At 41.7% G+C, this 13999-nt stretch carries 12 protein-coding genes and 1 tRNA gene; 7 read left to right on the forward strand and 6 right to left on the reverse strand.

The window, feature by feature from the left end; all coding sequences use genetic code 11:
* The first annotated feature begins 19 nt into the window (after positions 1-19).
* Together PI95_RS14855 and PI95_RS14860 are read left to right on the forward strand one after the other, a co-directional pair.
* Entirely contained in the window at positions 20-1414 is a 1395-nt protein-coding gene (locus PI95_RS14855) for a cytochrome P450 (RefSeq protein WP_039742575.1), read from the forward strand.
* Positions 1415-1455: 41 nt separating this feature from the next.
* On the forward strand, positions 1456-2784 hold the full coding sequence (locus PI95_RS14860; RefSeq protein ID WP_052324867.1) for a glycosyltransferase: 1329 nt from the start codon (positions 1456-1458) through the stop codon (positions 2782-2784).
* A 347-nt stretch (positions 2785-3131) separates the two neighbouring features.
* On the opposite strand, the gene PI95_RS14865 is transcribed toward PI95_RS14860, so the two are convergent.
* The 3 genes from PI95_RS14865 to ruvB are packed head-to-tail and all read right to left on the reverse strand — an operon-like array spanning position 3132 to position 5242.
* On the reverse strand, positions 3132-3938 hold the full coding sequence (locus PI95_RS14865) for a tetratricopeptide repeat protein (protein ID WP_039742577.1): 807 nt from the start codon (positions 3936-3938) through the stop codon (positions 3132-3134).
* A gap of 23 nt (positions 3939-3961) precedes the next feature.
* A complete protein-coding gene (locus PI95_RS14870; protein WP_163518905.1) occupies positions 3962-4147 on the reverse strand; it encodes a hypothetical protein in 186 nt (61 codons plus the stop codon).
* Positions 4148-4150: 3 nt separating this feature from the next.
* The gene (gene ruvB / locus PI95_RS14875) at positions 4151-5242 is read right to left on the reverse strand and encodes a Holliday junction branch migration DNA helicase RuvB (protein ID WP_039742579.1); all 1092 of its coding nucleotides are present in this window, start codon (positions 5240-5242) and stop codon (positions 4151-4153) included.
* Between the two features lie 154 nt (positions 5243-5396).
* Here ruvB and hisF point away from each other — a divergent pair, with 154 nt between their 5' ends.
* From hisF to PI95_RS14895, 4 genes are all read left to right on the forward strand, one after another.
* Positions 5397-6167: an imidazole glycerol phosphate synthase subunit HisF gene (gene hisF / locus PI95_RS14880; protein WP_039742581.1), complete on the forward strand. Its 771-nt coding sequence runs from the start codon at positions 5397-5399 to the stop codon at positions 6165-6167.
* A gap of 102 nt (positions 6168-6269) precedes the next feature.
* A complete protein-coding gene (locus PI95_RS14885) occupies positions 6270-6461 on the forward strand; it encodes a hypothetical protein (protein ID WP_039742583.1) in 192 nt (63 codons plus the stop codon).
* Positions 6462-6561: 100 nt separating this feature from the next.
* Positions 6562-6634, forward strand: a tRNA-Ala gene (locus tag PI95_RS14890).
* A gap of 240 nt (positions 6635-6874) precedes the next feature.
* Positions 6875-7438 carry a Uma2 family endonuclease gene (locus PI95_RS14895; RefSeq protein WP_039742585.1) on the forward strand — a complete coding sequence of 188 codons (564 nt, stop codon included), beginning with the start codon at positions 6875-6877 and terminating at the stop codon, positions 7436-7438.
* Between the two features lie 129 nt (positions 7439-7567).
* Here PI95_RS14895 and PI95_RS14900 read toward each other — a convergent pair whose 3' ends face one another.
* The gene (locus PI95_RS14900) at positions 7568-8065 is read right to left on the reverse strand and encodes a pentapeptide repeat-containing protein (RefSeq protein WP_039742587.1); all 498 of its coding nucleotides are present in this window, start codon (positions 8063-8065) and stop codon (positions 7568-7570) included.
* Between the two features lie 222 nt (positions 8066-8287).
* Positions 8288-10507, reverse strand: a complete 2220-nt coding sequence (locus tag PI95_RS14905; RefSeq protein ID WP_039742589.1) for a DEAD/DEAH box helicase — start codon at positions 10505-10507, stop codon at positions 8288-8290.
* A gap of 362 nt (positions 10508-10869) precedes the next feature.
* On the opposite strand from PI95_RS14905, the gene PI95_RS14910 reads away from it, so the two are divergent.
* Complete coding sequence (locus PI95_RS14910) at positions 10870-12498, forward strand: tetratricopeptide repeat protein (protein ID WP_039742591.1); 1629 nt, start codon at positions 10870-10872, stop codon at positions 12496-12498.
* 130 nt (positions 12499-12628) lie between these two features.
* Here PI95_RS14910 and PI95_RS14915 read toward each other — a convergent pair whose 3' ends face one another.
* On the reverse strand, positions 12629-13954 hold the full coding sequence (locus tag PI95_RS14915; RefSeq protein WP_039742594.1) for an ATP-binding protein: 1326 nt from the start codon (positions 13952-13954) through the stop codon (positions 12629-12631).
* Between the last annotated feature and the right edge of the window lie 45 nt (positions 13955-13999).

Genomic DNA, 13999 nt, shown 5'->3' on the forward strand with positions numbered 1-13999 from the left:
ACTTATAAAAAAGTGAAAAATGCCTACATTTAAACTGCCCGATGGTCCTCAGACTCACCCTTGGATACAGACGTTTCAGTGGCTGACTCGTCCTTTAGAATATATGGAAGAGTGTACTAAACGCTATGGTGATATCTTCACCCTGAATTTTAGACAAAATTCTGCTCCTCAAGTATTCATTAGCAACCCCCAAGTGATTCAGCAGATTTTTACTACCGATCCAAAATTATTAGACTCTGGTGAGGCAGCAGGTATAAAATCCCCTTTATTGGGACAAAACTCACTGATAGCGTTAGACGGAAAGCCCCATCAAAGGCAAAGAAAGCTGTTGACACCGCCGTTGCACGGAGAACGGATGCTGGCTTATGGTCAGTTAATCCGCAATATCACCGAACAAGTAACTAGTCAATGGCAGGTTGGGGAAACTTTTGCAGTGCGACCGTCGATGCAAGCAATCTCTTTTCAAGTAATTTTAAAAGCTGTATTTGGTTTAGAAGACGGACCACGCTATGAGAAACTCAAAGAACTCCTGATTGAAATCCTCAATCCCAAAGTACCTATTTTTAGGACACTGCTGCTGATTTTCCCAGCACTGCGGCAAGATTTAGGAGCGTGGAGTCCTTGGGCAAAGTACCTGCGTCTACGCTCCTCAATTAACGAACTTATCTACGCTGAAATTCGCGATCGCAAAGCACAACTTGATTCATCTCGGACTGATATTTTATCTTTGATGATGGCTGCTCGTGATGAAGCAGGAGAGCCAATGACAGAGGTAGAATTACGTGATGAGTTGATGACTTTGTTGGTAGCAGGTCACGAAACTACTGCAAATAGTTTATCATGGGCGCTGTACTGGATTCATCATCTGCCGCAGGTGCGTGAGAAACTTTTGCAAGAACTGGATAACTTGGGTGAACAGCCCGATCCTAACGCTATTTTGCGCTTACCCTATTTAAATGCTGTCTGTTCGGAAACACTGCGGATTTACCCAGTCGCGATGTCAGCTTTAAATCGACTGGTAAAATCACCATTACAAATCGGGGGATACACATTTGAGCCTGGCACTCTACTGGTTCCCTCTATTTATTTAACTCATCATCGAGAAGATTTGTATCCTCAGCCAAAGCAGTTTAAGCCAGAGCGTTTTTTAGAACGTCAATTTACCCCCTATGAGTATTTACCCTTTGGTGGTGGTAATCGTCGCTGTATTGGGATGGCATTTGCGTTGTTTGAGATGAAACTGGTTTTAGCGACAATTCTGTCTGATTGGCAAATGGAACTGGCTGATAGCAAACCTGTGCAAGCAGTGCGTCATGGTCTTTTATTTGTACCAGCAGGGGGTGTGCAAATGGTAGTGAAAGGGAAGCGTCCTCAAAATCAGCGAGTCCGTGAGACTAGCTCTAGTTCAGTTTAAGGCGTTTTAGAATGGGATAAAGTGTTAACTATTTATACTATATGTCTCGTATTGGTATTCTGTGTCCTGGCGCAATCGGTCATCTAAATCCGATGTGCAATTTGGGAATTGAACTGCTACGCCGTGGACACAAAGTCATATTGTTTGGTGTGCCAGAAGTAGAAGAAAAAATTTCTCAGTCTAACTTGGAATTTTCTGAAATTGGGGGTAGTGATTTTCCCCTTGGCAGCATAGAAACTATGTATGCTCAATTGGGACAATTAACTGGATTGTCAGGCTTAAAATTTGCCATCCAGTTTTTTAAGAAAGAAGCTATTATGTTGTTTCGTGATGCTCCTAACGCTATTCGTAACGCTCAAATTGACTTTCTTATTGTCGATCAAGTTACAAGCGCTGGGGGAACCATCGCCGACTATCTAAACTTACCTTTTATTACAGTCTGCAATGCATTACCCATTAATAAAGAACCTGGTGTTCCTCCTTATTTCACTCACTGGAGATATAAAAACGTTTGGTGGGCTAAACTGCGAAATCAGTTGGGAAATGTTATAACCAATTATCTGAGCCGATCCATTTGGGATGTATTGGTTCAGCAGAGAAAAGCATGGCATTTGCCACCTCATTACAAGCGGGATGATTCCTATTCAAAACTTGCCCAGATATCTCAATTGCCTCAAGAACTGGATTTTCCCCGTCAAAAAATCGTACCGTGGTTTCATTATGCAGGACCTCTTAGGAATCCCTCAGATATAGAACCTGTATCCTTAAATAAACAGCATTTCTCTTTTGAATTACTAAACGGTAAGCCCTTAATATATGCAAATCTAGGAACATTACAAAACCAAAATTTGAAAATTTTTCGTTGCATTGCAGAAGCCTGCTTGGATATTGATGCTCAGTTAGTAATATCTCTAGGAAATCCTAAAGCAGATGTATCGAAGGCTGATTTCCCTGGAAATCCAATTGTGGTTGCTTTCCCTCCTCATCAACAACTCATTAACCGTTCTCACTTGGTCATTACTCACGCAGGCAGCACAGCGGTGAGTTGTTTAAGTAGTGGGGTTCCAATGGTTGCCATTCCAATTACCACCGATCAACCAGGCATGGCAGCAAGGGTTGCACAAGCTGGTGCGGGTGAAGTCGTGCCCCTCGCCAAACTGAATGTGCCTAAGTTAAAGACGGCTATTAAGAGGGTGTTGGAAGATCGTACTTATCGAGATAATGCAGCGAAACTATGCTCCGCTATTCAGGATTCAGGAGGAGTGTGCTATGCTGCCGATGTCATCGAACAAGTAATACACACCAGATCTCCTGCTTTGAATAAACGTCTACGGGGTTGTGGTGTAAATACCCAAAGATGTGCAAGTTGAATACGGAATTGGGCGCGATCGCTCCCAACCCCCATGAGCAACATCCACAACCTGAACTTTGGTTTACTAGCAAAGCTTCACCTTAAAATCAGCTTATAGCTGTAATCGTTGTTGATGATAGCTGAAAGTCGGCTAATTCTAGGAAAATCAGCATAAGGAGCCTTGACAAGATGCATAAAGTAGTATCTATTCAGGAAATGCCAATTGTGTTTTAGATGATTTATCAAATTCATCGACTGTTTTTAAGTAATTTAATATTGATTGCCAAGGAAGTAATCGAATTATCATTACCTAAGCTGTAATGGGTGTGAGCGATCGCAATTTATGCAGTCTGACTCTGTAGTTTTCTACTGCAATTTCAAAAATTTATCTAAAGCTGATATCATACTGGGGGGCCATCTGCGGATATTTTTCACCCAATCAATATCTTTGTAGCGTCTATCAAGTCCTTCAGCTGCTACCCAGTTACTTTCCGCTTCACCTTGTTGTCCCTTTACCCAGTAAGCTGCGGTCAGCGCTGCACGCATATCGGCAAATTTCGGATATTTGCGGAGGATATTCCGCATTTGGCGAATTGCTTCGTCTATTTGACCGGTTTCGTAAAGTGCCAGAGCGTAATTTGCACGAGCGAAGGCAAAATTTGGAGCGATTTCAGTTGACTTTTGATAATCAGCGATCGCTTCTTCCCATTCTCCCTTACCGGCTTTCGCATTTCCGCGATTATTATACGCCATCGCATCTTTAGGGTCAAGCTCTAACAAATGATTGTAATCAGCTAAAGCATCATCCCATCTTCCCAATCCTTCCAACGCTGTACCGCGATTCAAATAAGGATCGGTGGCATTTGGCGCAAGTTCTATCGCTTTGTTATAATCGGCGATCGCTTCAAGCAACTTATTCTGACTTACTCTCGAATTTCCCCGGTTACTCCATATTGCCGGATTTTGAGGAAATTGCTCGATAATCTCTGTCCAGTACTTTTCAGCAGTAACAAAATCACCTTTATCTGTAGCAGCAAAAGCCTTCTTCGCTAACTCATCCCCTTTTTGTAACTGTTCTTCCGTAAATTGGGGGAGTTGCGATTGTGCCATAACTGGTTCACCCTGTCCAAACACAAGCAACAAACTTAACAAAATAGCAATTAATTTAATCATCTGCGGTTAAAATCCACAATTTATCATGACGATGGGGGAGATGGGAGTGGGGAGTGGGGGAGAGGGGGGGATGGGGAGAAAGAAGAATTATTCTCCTTGTCTCCTTGTCTCCTTGTCTCCTTGTCTCCCTGTCCCCTTGTCTCCTTGTCCTCCTTGTCCCCTTGTCCCCTTGTCCCCCTTGTCCCCTTGTCTCCCTGTCTCCCTTTCAAGTCCTACAAAAGAGACATCTGCTCATTCGGCGGTGTAAAGCCCAAATGCTTGTATGCTGCTTTTGTGGCTGTTCTCCCACGGGGAGTACGGCTTAAATAACCAATTTGCATTAAATAAGGTTCGTACACTTCTTCTATTGTTTGCGTATCTTCACCCGTTGCTGCGGCAATCGTTTCTAAACCTACAGGACCGCCATTAAATTGTTCAATTATTACACTCAACATTTTGCGATCTGTCCAATCCAAACCGCAGGGGTCTACTTGGAATAGTTGCAATGCTTCGGCTGCTACGGTTTCGTTTATCTCACCAGATTTTTTAACTTCCGCATAATCACGCACTCGTCTGAGTAGCCTATTTCCGATTCTCGGTGTTCCTCGCGAACGACGGGCAATTTCTGTTGCACCATCTTTAGTCATCGGGGTTTGGAGTAATTGAGCGGTGCGTTGTATAATCTGGGTCATTTCTTCGACTTCGTAAAATCGCAGTTTTTGAACTAAGCCGAAGCGATCGCGCAATGGTGAAGTTAAAGCACCGACACGGGTTGTTGCTCCCACTAATGTAAATTTGGAAAGTGGTATACTCCGAATTCGCGCACTCGAACCCTTACCAACGGTAATATCTAAGCGATAATCTTCCATCGCTGGATAGAGAATTTCCTCAGTCATGCGCGAAAGGCGATGAATTTCGTCAATAAAGAGAACATCGCCGGGTTTAAGATTCACTAATAGCCCAACAATATCTCTGGGACGTTCTAGCGCAGGCGCACTCGTGATTTTGTAATTTACCCCCATCTCTGATGCTAAAATCATTGCCATTGTGGTTTTACCCAATCCTGGCGGACCGTATAAAAGTAAGTGATCTAACACTTCACTTCTGGATTGCGCTGCTTTGATGGCAATCTCCAACACATCTTTTAAGTCTTTTTGCCCAATGTAATCAGCAAATCGGTGTGGACGAATGCTTTCTTCTTGCTTACCTTCATCAACAGCAGCTTCGGGTTGCAAAATGTCTGGTTTTGCAGTAACTTGCGTCTCGTGAGATTTTGGTTGTTTGTTGGGTTCTTGAGGCTGTTTTTTAGAGGAAATAATCGCCATAATTGCTGCTATCAACTTTTACTGCACGACTTCTGAGCGCCACCCACCTGTAATATGAGTATAAATACGGGTGATAAAATACGGGTTCTGAAATCAACTCATAAGCTTTAAAATTTAATTTCCGAACAATTAAGGAAAAATTGGCAAACTTGCTATGTTATCTAAAAGAATCTTACCGTGCCTTGATGTCAAGGCGGGACGGGTTGTAAAAGGAGTTAACTTTGTCAATCTTAAGGATGCAGGCGATCCCGTAGAACTGGCAAAGGTTTACAACGAAGCTGGTGCTGATGAGTTAGTGTTTCTGGATATTACGGCGACTCATGAAGACAGAGGCATTATTCTTGATGTAGTGTATCGCACGGCTGAACAGGTGTTTATTCCTCTGACTGTGGGTGGAGGAATTCAAACCTTAGAAAATGTTAAAGCTTTGTTACGAGCGGGGGCAGACAAAGTTAGTATTAATTCTGCGGCGGTACGCGACCCAGATTTAATTAATCGGGCAAGCGATCGCTTTGGTAATCAATGCATTGTGGTTGCTATTGATGCTAGAAGCCGAAAAGACCCTAATAATCCTGGCTGGGATGTGTATGTACGCGGAGGAAGGGAGAATACGGGTCTAGATGCTCTACTTTGGGCACAAGAAGTCGAAAAACGAGGGGCAGGTGAACTGCTGGTAACAAGTATGGATGCTGATGGTACTCAAGCCGGGTATGACCTAGATTTAACAAGCGCGATCGCCCAAAGCGTCCAAATTCCAGTAATTGCATCTGGTGGCGCGGGAACATGCGAACATATTTACGATGCTCTCACAAAAGGTAAAGCAGAAGCTGCACTACTGGCATCACTTTTACATTACGGACAATTAAGTGTAGCGGAAATTAAAAATTATTTGCGCGATCGCTCTCTACCAGTAAGAATAGTATAGTGACCATTGGTTTTTCTCATAACCACATCTATCTAAGGTTAGACACAGTACCTGGAAACAGTGTTAAGATTAATAAACAAGTATTAATAAATATTAAAAAAAATGTTGATTCCTATTTTAGTATTTGATGTGGCGCTGGTGGCATGGTCACTGCACCTAATGGAAAAAGCTTTTCAGCATAAAGAGTTTTCTTTAATGTTGGCGGGTACATTGGTTGCCTTAGCTGCTGGGGCTATGTTAGTAGTTTATTTTCTTATGGGACACTGTATGAGCTATCTGTTGCAAGTATCTTAAGATAGTCTTTCATAGCCATGCGTGTTTTGTGAGGTTGACATATTTATAATAATCTTGACAAAACGGCAATTATTAAGATAGAATCGAAAACGCATGACAAGGGGGTATAGCTCAGTTGGTAGAGCGCTGCAATGGCATTGCAGAGGTCAGCGGTTCGAACCCGCTTACCTCCATGAACCTCACACCCTATGCTCTCTCTGTTTTTTATTAACAGAGAGGGTTAGGAAATTATTTAAAAATCACACATATTGTAGAGACGTTCCAACGGAACGTCTCTACAATATGCATATTTGATGTGAGCGATCGCTTTTAGTGATATTGTCTTTTGTTGCTTTAGGGTTGAGGAATTGAATTCGTCATTGATAAATATAAAAGTAGAAAATAATAAAATATAAAAGACAGTAGAGGTAGCAATGTCTATGCAATTACTTAGAAGAAAATTTACAGTTGAACAGTACCATAAAATGGTCGATTCTGGCATTCTCAAAGAAGATGACAGGGTAGAACTGATGCGGGGAGAAATTATTGAAATGTCGCCAATTGGAACAAAACATGCTGCTTGTGTAAATCGACTAGTTAATCTATTGATTCATCTGCTGGGAAATAGCGTTATACTTGCTCCTCAAAATCCTGTAGTATTGAGCGATAACTCGGAACCTCAGCCAGATGTGACATTGCTGCAACCCCGTGAAGATTTTTATGAGAACGCACATCCTCAAGCAAACGATATTTTTCTGATTATAGAAGTAGCAGATACAACAATTAAATATGACCGGGAAGTGAAAATTCCTCTCTATGCAGAAGACAAGATAATTGAGGTTTGGTTAGTGGATATTAATCAGCAATGTGTGGAAGTTTACCGAGAACCTGCAACTAATGGGTATCTGAATATTCAGAAGTTTACGCGAAGTGAAAGTTTCTCGATTCAGGCATTTCCTAATGTGAATATTACAGTAGATGAAATATTAGGGCAGTAATGCCAATTTAAGATTAATAATATTTTTCTAAATATTCCTCCTTTAATGAACAAAAAATGCACTTTCCAAGTGCAAAAATTCCCCCTCTTCGCTTGCAAAGAGAGGGAATTGAGTACAGGGAGTAAGATTTTACCTACATCCTAAAGACTCGCGAGTTTTTACACCAGTCTGAGAATTTACACCACTTGCTTGAGCGCAGAGTTTTTTCACTTGAATACCATCAAGAATAGCATTGGTGAAGTCAGCACCGGTGATGTCAACGTCACTAAAACTAGAACGCAACATCATTGCATCTGTCAAAATCGCATCACTTAAATCAGCCCCTTTGAAGTCTACTAGATAAGCTATTCCTTCACTAAAATCTGCACCATGCAAATTTGCCCCTTGCAATACCGAACCGTTAAAAACACCACCGCGTAAATCAGCGTTACTAAAATTTGCTTTTTCTAGATTGACATTGGTATACTCAACCCCTACTAAACTTTGACCAGAAAAATCCTTGCCCTTGAATTCTGCATCACCAACGGAACGGGTAATACTAGAAGAACTTGCTGCTTGTGCCGATAAGGGAAACACAAACAAAACCATAGCTAAGACAAAGCTAACTAGCAGTCGCGAAAACTTCATAATGCGCTCTTAATAAATCTCAACACTTCCACAATTAACTATTAAACCTTACTGGGGAATGAAAAGTGGTGAGGCGATCGCTTGCAGAAATAATTCAAGTTCAAAATGATGTCCTACAAATCGGCGTTGTCGTTCTGCACTTAGTCGCTCTAACAGAGATGTCATAGCCATCCCCAAATTTTAAGTACGATTACTGATAGCCTATTCTAGCGTATAATGGTTTCATTGCCATTTCTTCACTTGCTGCTTAAGTTCCTCCATGTCTAGATAATCGCTTGCAAAAGCTTTCCGCAAAATTGAGTGAGGAATAAAGCGATCGTACTTTTGAATTTCTGGTGCTTCCGCATCAGCTAATAAATCCTCAGCCGTAATTCTTTGTTCACACAACGATACAATTTCATCGTAAAGATATCTAAATTTATCTTTACCTAATTTAATCGTCAAAAAATAAGGATTAACACCACCAATACTTTTAATTTCTAAAGATTCCCGACACCAAGAATTAAGCAATCTTTCTAAAGTGCGGTAAGCAACCGTACCCATCCAGGGAAAAATGCAACATTTATTATTTTCTAAAAGCAGAATATTTTGTTTATCTAAGCCAGAATTTCGCGCCAATTCCCGAACTTTCTGCAAACGCTTCAGCGCATTTTTTTGCAAATAGCTATACTCAACATCTTCTTGCAAAACCTGCCGCATTCGTTGCAAAATTCTTGTATGGATATTTCCGCTACCACCGCGCCAGAAAATACTAGCTTTACCCTCAACTTGCTTAACCAAAATAATCTTTTTTCGGAAATCAACTTCTAAAACTTCCCAAGCTTTCCCAGCCAAAGCGAATTGATTACCGATTGGGGGAGGCATAACAATACTACCAATTTCCGTAGTTGCGTGTTTAACAACATATTCCTCATTGTCAGGAAAAACAGCATAAAATTGAAATTTACGTACCACCTTTTCCCCAGCCAAACCGAGAATTAACTTATTTTCTTCAGTAAGCTGAACGTGATTAATATCAATTAAATAGCGAAGCAATAGCCGAAAATCTTCGAGTGCTATAGCAGCAAAACTTGGTAAACTTAAAACCTGTTTAGCAAGCGCAGCAGGCGAAACTTCACCCGCAGCTGCTAAAATACTCATTGTCTGATGATATAACAAACTCAAAGGATATTTAATCGGCTTAATCGGTTCAATCCAACGTTCCTCCAAATAAAGTTGAATAATCGCAATACACTGTAAAAGTTGCCAAGGAATTTGTTCCTCTAAAGAAGCTGACGCCGATACTTTTTCCTCAGTACAAACAAACCGCATATCAGCAGCAGCACCTCTTCTACCACTGCGTCCCAAACGCTGTAAAAAACTAGCTACAGAAGGTGGCGATTCTAACTGAATAACCCTCTCCAAATGACCAATATCAACCCCCACCTCCAAAGTCAAAGTTGCAGCAGTCACAGCCGGCTTATCACCCTCACGCATCGCATTTTCAGCCGCTTGCCGCAAACTAGCAGAAATACTACCATGATGCACATGATAAATATCAGCTAATCCCTCATTAACAGCAATTTCTCGCAAAGAAGCAATAATAGATTCAGTTTGCCTTTTATTATTAGCAAAAATCAAACACTTCCGGCACTTACTAAGATTAAAAACATATTCCTCATAAACAGTTCCTTTCCTCTCCCCTCTTCCCTTGGCTTCCTTGGCGCCTTGGCGGTTCGTTTCTCTTAAAACCTCACCACCAACATAAAAATGTTCCAAAGCCAACTTAATTAGCCTTTTCCCCCCCTCAATTTCCGGAGTAATCACCAACTTATCACTTCCAGAACCCAACCATTTTTCAGCCATCGAATAATCACCAAGAGTCGCTGACAAACCAACTCTTCGGGGTTGCGTTTGCGTCAAACTTTGCAAACGTGATAACTGACAAAGAATCTGACAACCGCGTTCAGAACCCATAAAAGCGTGAACTTCATCGATTATCACAAACCGTAAATCACCAAATAAACGCATCAAATCATTATTTCTATTAATTAATAAGCTTTCTAAAGATTCCGGCGTAATTTGCAAAATACCCTTAGGATTCTTTAAAAGCTGTTTTTTTCGACTTTGGGAAACATCCCCATGCCAGTGACAAACTGGAATATCCGCTTCTTTTAGCAAATCATTAAGGCGTGCAAATTGGTCATTAATTAAAGCCTTAATCGGACCAATATATAATGCGCCGATAGTTTGCGGCGGGTTTTCATATAATAAAGTTAAAATCGGTAGAAACGCAGCTTCTGTTTTCCCCGAAGCTGTGCCGGCAGCAACTAGCAAATGAGCATCAGTGTCAAAAATAACTTTGCAAGCAGCAATTTGAACTGGTCGTAATTCACTCCAGTTGTGATGATAAATATATTCTTGGATGAAAGGTGCGAGTCTGGAAAACGTGCGATCGCTCATAGCAATTTTGGATTTTAGATTTTCGCTATCCTTAAGTCTGGTTGTCAGGTGGAGCTATAGAGACTAGCCACTAAGGGGATGAAGGTAATGCTCGGCTTCTTAAGTATAATTGCCGTCGAAAGGACCGCAACTGCATCTTAGTCAGCCAGAAGCTCCTGTTGAATTAGTTCTTCATTCGACTCAAGAGACTTAACGGGAAAAAGTCAGGCGATCGCTCTTTTGCTTTTCAACACCCCCAGCTGCTAAATGAATTTTTGTAACAAATAAGTACAATCTGCTAAACATTTCTGTCCTTGACATAAGAGGTTCAAGGCTAACCACCCGTGGGTAGTCGCGCAACAAAAAGTTGAGGTGGGAAAAACATGGCTCGAAGAATAATCCAGTTCAATATTTTACTCACTGCACTAATTGCTACGTTCTTTCCAGGGGGTCAAGTTCTGGCAGTAGAAACCTACTCCGAAAAAGATCGCATATTGGCTGACATTGCATTTCAGTATGCAGCGGTAGGAAAATCTGAGCAGGCTGTCAAGATTTTAAACCAAGTCCTGCCTTTGGCGGAAGCGAATCCCAATGAGTGCTTCAAAGCCAACCCCTTAGTGAAAGTGGCTGGAGGCTATATCCTAGCTGGACAGGAAACTAAGGGGAAGCAACTTCTAAAAGAAGCCATCCAAATTGCCCACACTCAAACGGCAACCGGCTGTAGCGGCAGCGCAACTTCTCCAGATGAGTCTCTGCTAAACCGAGCTAAGAAATACGCAGAGGCTGGGTACTACAGCTTTGGTATCGAGATCATCACAAAAGTAAACAATCCTGTGTCCACGCCTACGACGCTGGCAGAGCTTGCCGGTCATTATGCAAAAGCCGGAGAGCCTGAGCAGGCAACGAAAGTCCTGAACCAAGCGATCGCGATCGCACAAAGCAATCCTAATACCCTCTATAAAACCATGACCCTGATTGTAATTGCCGAACATCTTAGTCAAGGTGGACAAAAGGAACAAGTGCCGAAAGTGTTAGAGCGTGCGCTTGAGAGCGCGTATGCTATCGACGAAGCAAAATCTCGTGAAAATACCGCAATGAAAGTTAACCAGATGCTAAGGATTGCTAAACAATTTGCAGAAGTCGGACAAGAACGTCGAGCGATCGAGATTTTAGATCAAGCTTTGCCAAAGATACGAACGTTTGCAGACAAACGCTTTCCCATTGAGAAACCCAGCCAACTGGTTGAAACAGCGGTTCAGTATGCAGCATTGAAGCAGAAAAATAAGGCAGTCGAGACGCTAGCCGAAGCTCGAACAGCGGCACAGGCAATTAACGGTGATGGATTAGCTAAGGTAGCTGAAGGTTACGCAGAAATAGGAGACTTTGAGCAGGCACAGCAAATTGCCCGCTCCATCAAAAATGTCAATGAGAGGTCGCGCGCGTTCAGTGGAATTGCGATCGCTTATGCTAAAGCCGGATACCCTGACCAAGCGGTTAAACTGGCAAAATCGATTGGAAACCCAGACTTCACCTTTCGAGGGATTGTGAGGCACTATCTACAGATTGGACAGAACGATCAAGCGTTTGGGATCGTCCAACAGTGGAATCTTAAGAACATGCTGTCGGAGGTGGCATTCGCTTACCTTGAGGCAGGGCAACCTGACAAAGCGCTGCAAATCGCTAAGTCCATCGAACCCCACCCTGATGCTGAACAACATAAGGACTGGAGATTCCCCTCTATCGCCCGTGGGTTTGCAAAACAGGGGCAATTTGACCAAGCGCTTGAGGTTGCTCAATCGATTACAGACAAGGGTTACAAAGCTCAAGCCTTGATAGCGATCGCAGAACAATATGTGCTTAGAGAACGAGAGAACAAAAAACTTATTGAAAAAATCCTTTCTGTGCTTACTAATAGCTTAAATTCTCTATTCGGATCCTCAAATAAAAACAAAGCCTCTGAAATTCTAGATCAAGCGCTTCAAGTTGCTCAGTCAATGACACCAGAACGTTGATCGCGGGATAGGGGAACGCGGATTTTTACACTCAGGGCATGGCTTTTAAGGCTGAAGTCCATACTATAAAATGCGTGTTTATGCCCATCTATTTACAATGCTTCCTCTACCTAAGAGTGCGGTTCGTCGATCACAAACTAAATTCTGCTGCATCGTCATCATCAACATCTGTATTTTTACCCACAGCAGTTAACTTAAAATCCGAACCATGAATCAATTTACTAAAATAAATTTCGGGATTTTGGTACAGGATATTCAACACACTAATAAAATCCCGGACAATTTCGCCCGGAGTCAACAATGCTTCTGCACCCAAACGATTGACAATTTCGTTTATAAAGTCCTTCAATTCGCGATTTGTTAAAGCCTTATCATAACCAAAATTAAGAGCATGAATCTCTATCAAACCTTGCAAAAGCATTAATATTTCATCTTCCGTCAACGGATTTAGCCGCATCACCGGTCCCAAATATTCTTGAACACCAGCTTGAACAAAACGGCTTTCTTTAGTGCGTCTTCGCCAAGCTGGGTCAGCAAAAAGTCCGCGATTTGGGTCTTCTAAAAATTTTGTAGTTCCACCGACAACAATACCAAGATGTTCTGCTTTGCATTGCATGGTGTCGTTAAACATTGCTAAAAGTCTGTTATAGTTCTTTTCGCGAGTAACTGTAGTGGATATTTGGTATATATGCACAACTTCATCAAGCAAAACTAAAAGTCCTTTATAGCCAATCTCCGCCACAAATTTAGCGATTAACTTGATATAGTCATACCAACTATCATCATCAATAATTACGCGCACTCCCAAAGCAGCTTTTGCCTCAGTTTTGGTGTTAAATTCGCCTCGCAACCACCGCAATGCAGCATTTTTCAAATCATCATCATCAAGCCTGTAACCGCGCCAATAAGCAACAATGACGCTACCAAAATCAAAGCCGTGAACTAAGTCTTCAATATACTGAACTACTTCTCTAATTTTCGTTTCAACTTTATCATCAAAACCTTCATCATTAGGACGCATTCCGCTATCTTTAGCTACTTCTTGTTGAATTTTATTAATCCAACCTTCTAAAATTGAGACTAAAGCACCACCATCCGGACGAGTTTTTGTTGCCAGACGGCTCATTAATTCTCGATAAGTTGCCAAACCTTCGTTGTTTGTTCCTGCAAGTCTACGTTCGGAAGATAAATCAGCATCAGCTACTACAAAATTTTGCTCCATAGCACGGTTGCGAATCATTTGTAGGATGAAACTTTTGCCGGAACCGTAGTTACCAATTATGAAGCGAAATGCGGCTACACCTTCTCCAATATCGTCGAGATTTTGTAATAGGCTTTTTAATTCTTTTTCTCGACCTACTGCTATATGTTCCAGTCCAAATCTTGGTACTACTCCGGCACTCAAAGAGTTGATTAAAGCAGTAGATATTTTTTTGGAGATTTTAAGTTTTGCCATGTACTTCACCTCATTTTATTTTCTAGCGGTTCTCAGCCGATTCAA

Origin of the sequence: Hassallia byssoidea VB512170 (assembly GCF_000817785.2) — a bacterium.
GTDB lineage: Bacteria > Cyanobacteriota > Cyanobacteriia > Cyanobacteriales > Nostocaceae > Hassallia > Hassallia carrinoi.

Bases quoted from the DNA above. Each gene is read 5' to 3' on its own strand.
- PI95_RS14855 (WP_039742575.1), top strand. From the start codon at position 20: ATGCCTACATTTAAACTGCCCGATGGTCCTCAGACTCACCCTTGGATA.
- PI95_RS14860 (WP_052324867.1), top strand. From the start codon at position 1,456: ATGTCTCGTATTGGTATTCTGTGTCCTGGCGCAATCGGTCATCTAAAT.
- PI95_RS14865 (WP_039742577.1), bottom strand. From the start codon at position 3,938: ATGATTAAATTAATTGCTATTTTGTTAAGTTTGTTGCTTGTGTTTGGA.
- ruvB (WP_039742579.1), bottom strand. From the start codon at position 5,242: ATGGCGATTATTTCCTCTAAAAAACAGCCTCAAGAACCCAACAAACAA.
- hisF (WP_039742581.1), top strand. From the start codon at position 5,397: ATGTTATCTAAAAGAATCTTACCGTGCCTTGATGTCAAGGCGGGACGG.
- PI95_RS14885 (WP_039742583.1), top strand. From the start codon at position 6,270: ATGTTGATTCCTATTTTAGTATTTGATGTGGCGCTGGTGGCATGGTCA.
- PI95_RS14895 (WP_039742585.1), top strand. From the start codon at position 6,875: ATGTCTATGCAATTACTTAGAAGAAAATTTACAGTTGAACAGTACCAT.
- PI95_RS14900 (WP_039742587.1), bottom strand. From the start codon at position 8,065: ATGAAGTTTTCGCGACTGCTAGTTAGCTTTGTCTTAGCTATGGTTTTG.
- PI95_RS14905 (WP_039742589.1), bottom strand. From the start codon at position 10,507: ATGAGCGATCGCACGTTTTCCAGACTCGCACCTTTCATCCAAGAATAT.
- PI95_RS14910 (WP_039742591.1), top strand. From the start codon at position 10,870: ATGGCTCGAAGAATAATCCAGTTCAATATTTTACTCACTGCACTAATT.
- PI95_RS14915 (WP_039742594.1), bottom strand. From the start codon at position 13,954: ATGGCAAAACTTAAAATCTCCAAAAAAATATCTACTGCTTTAATCAAC.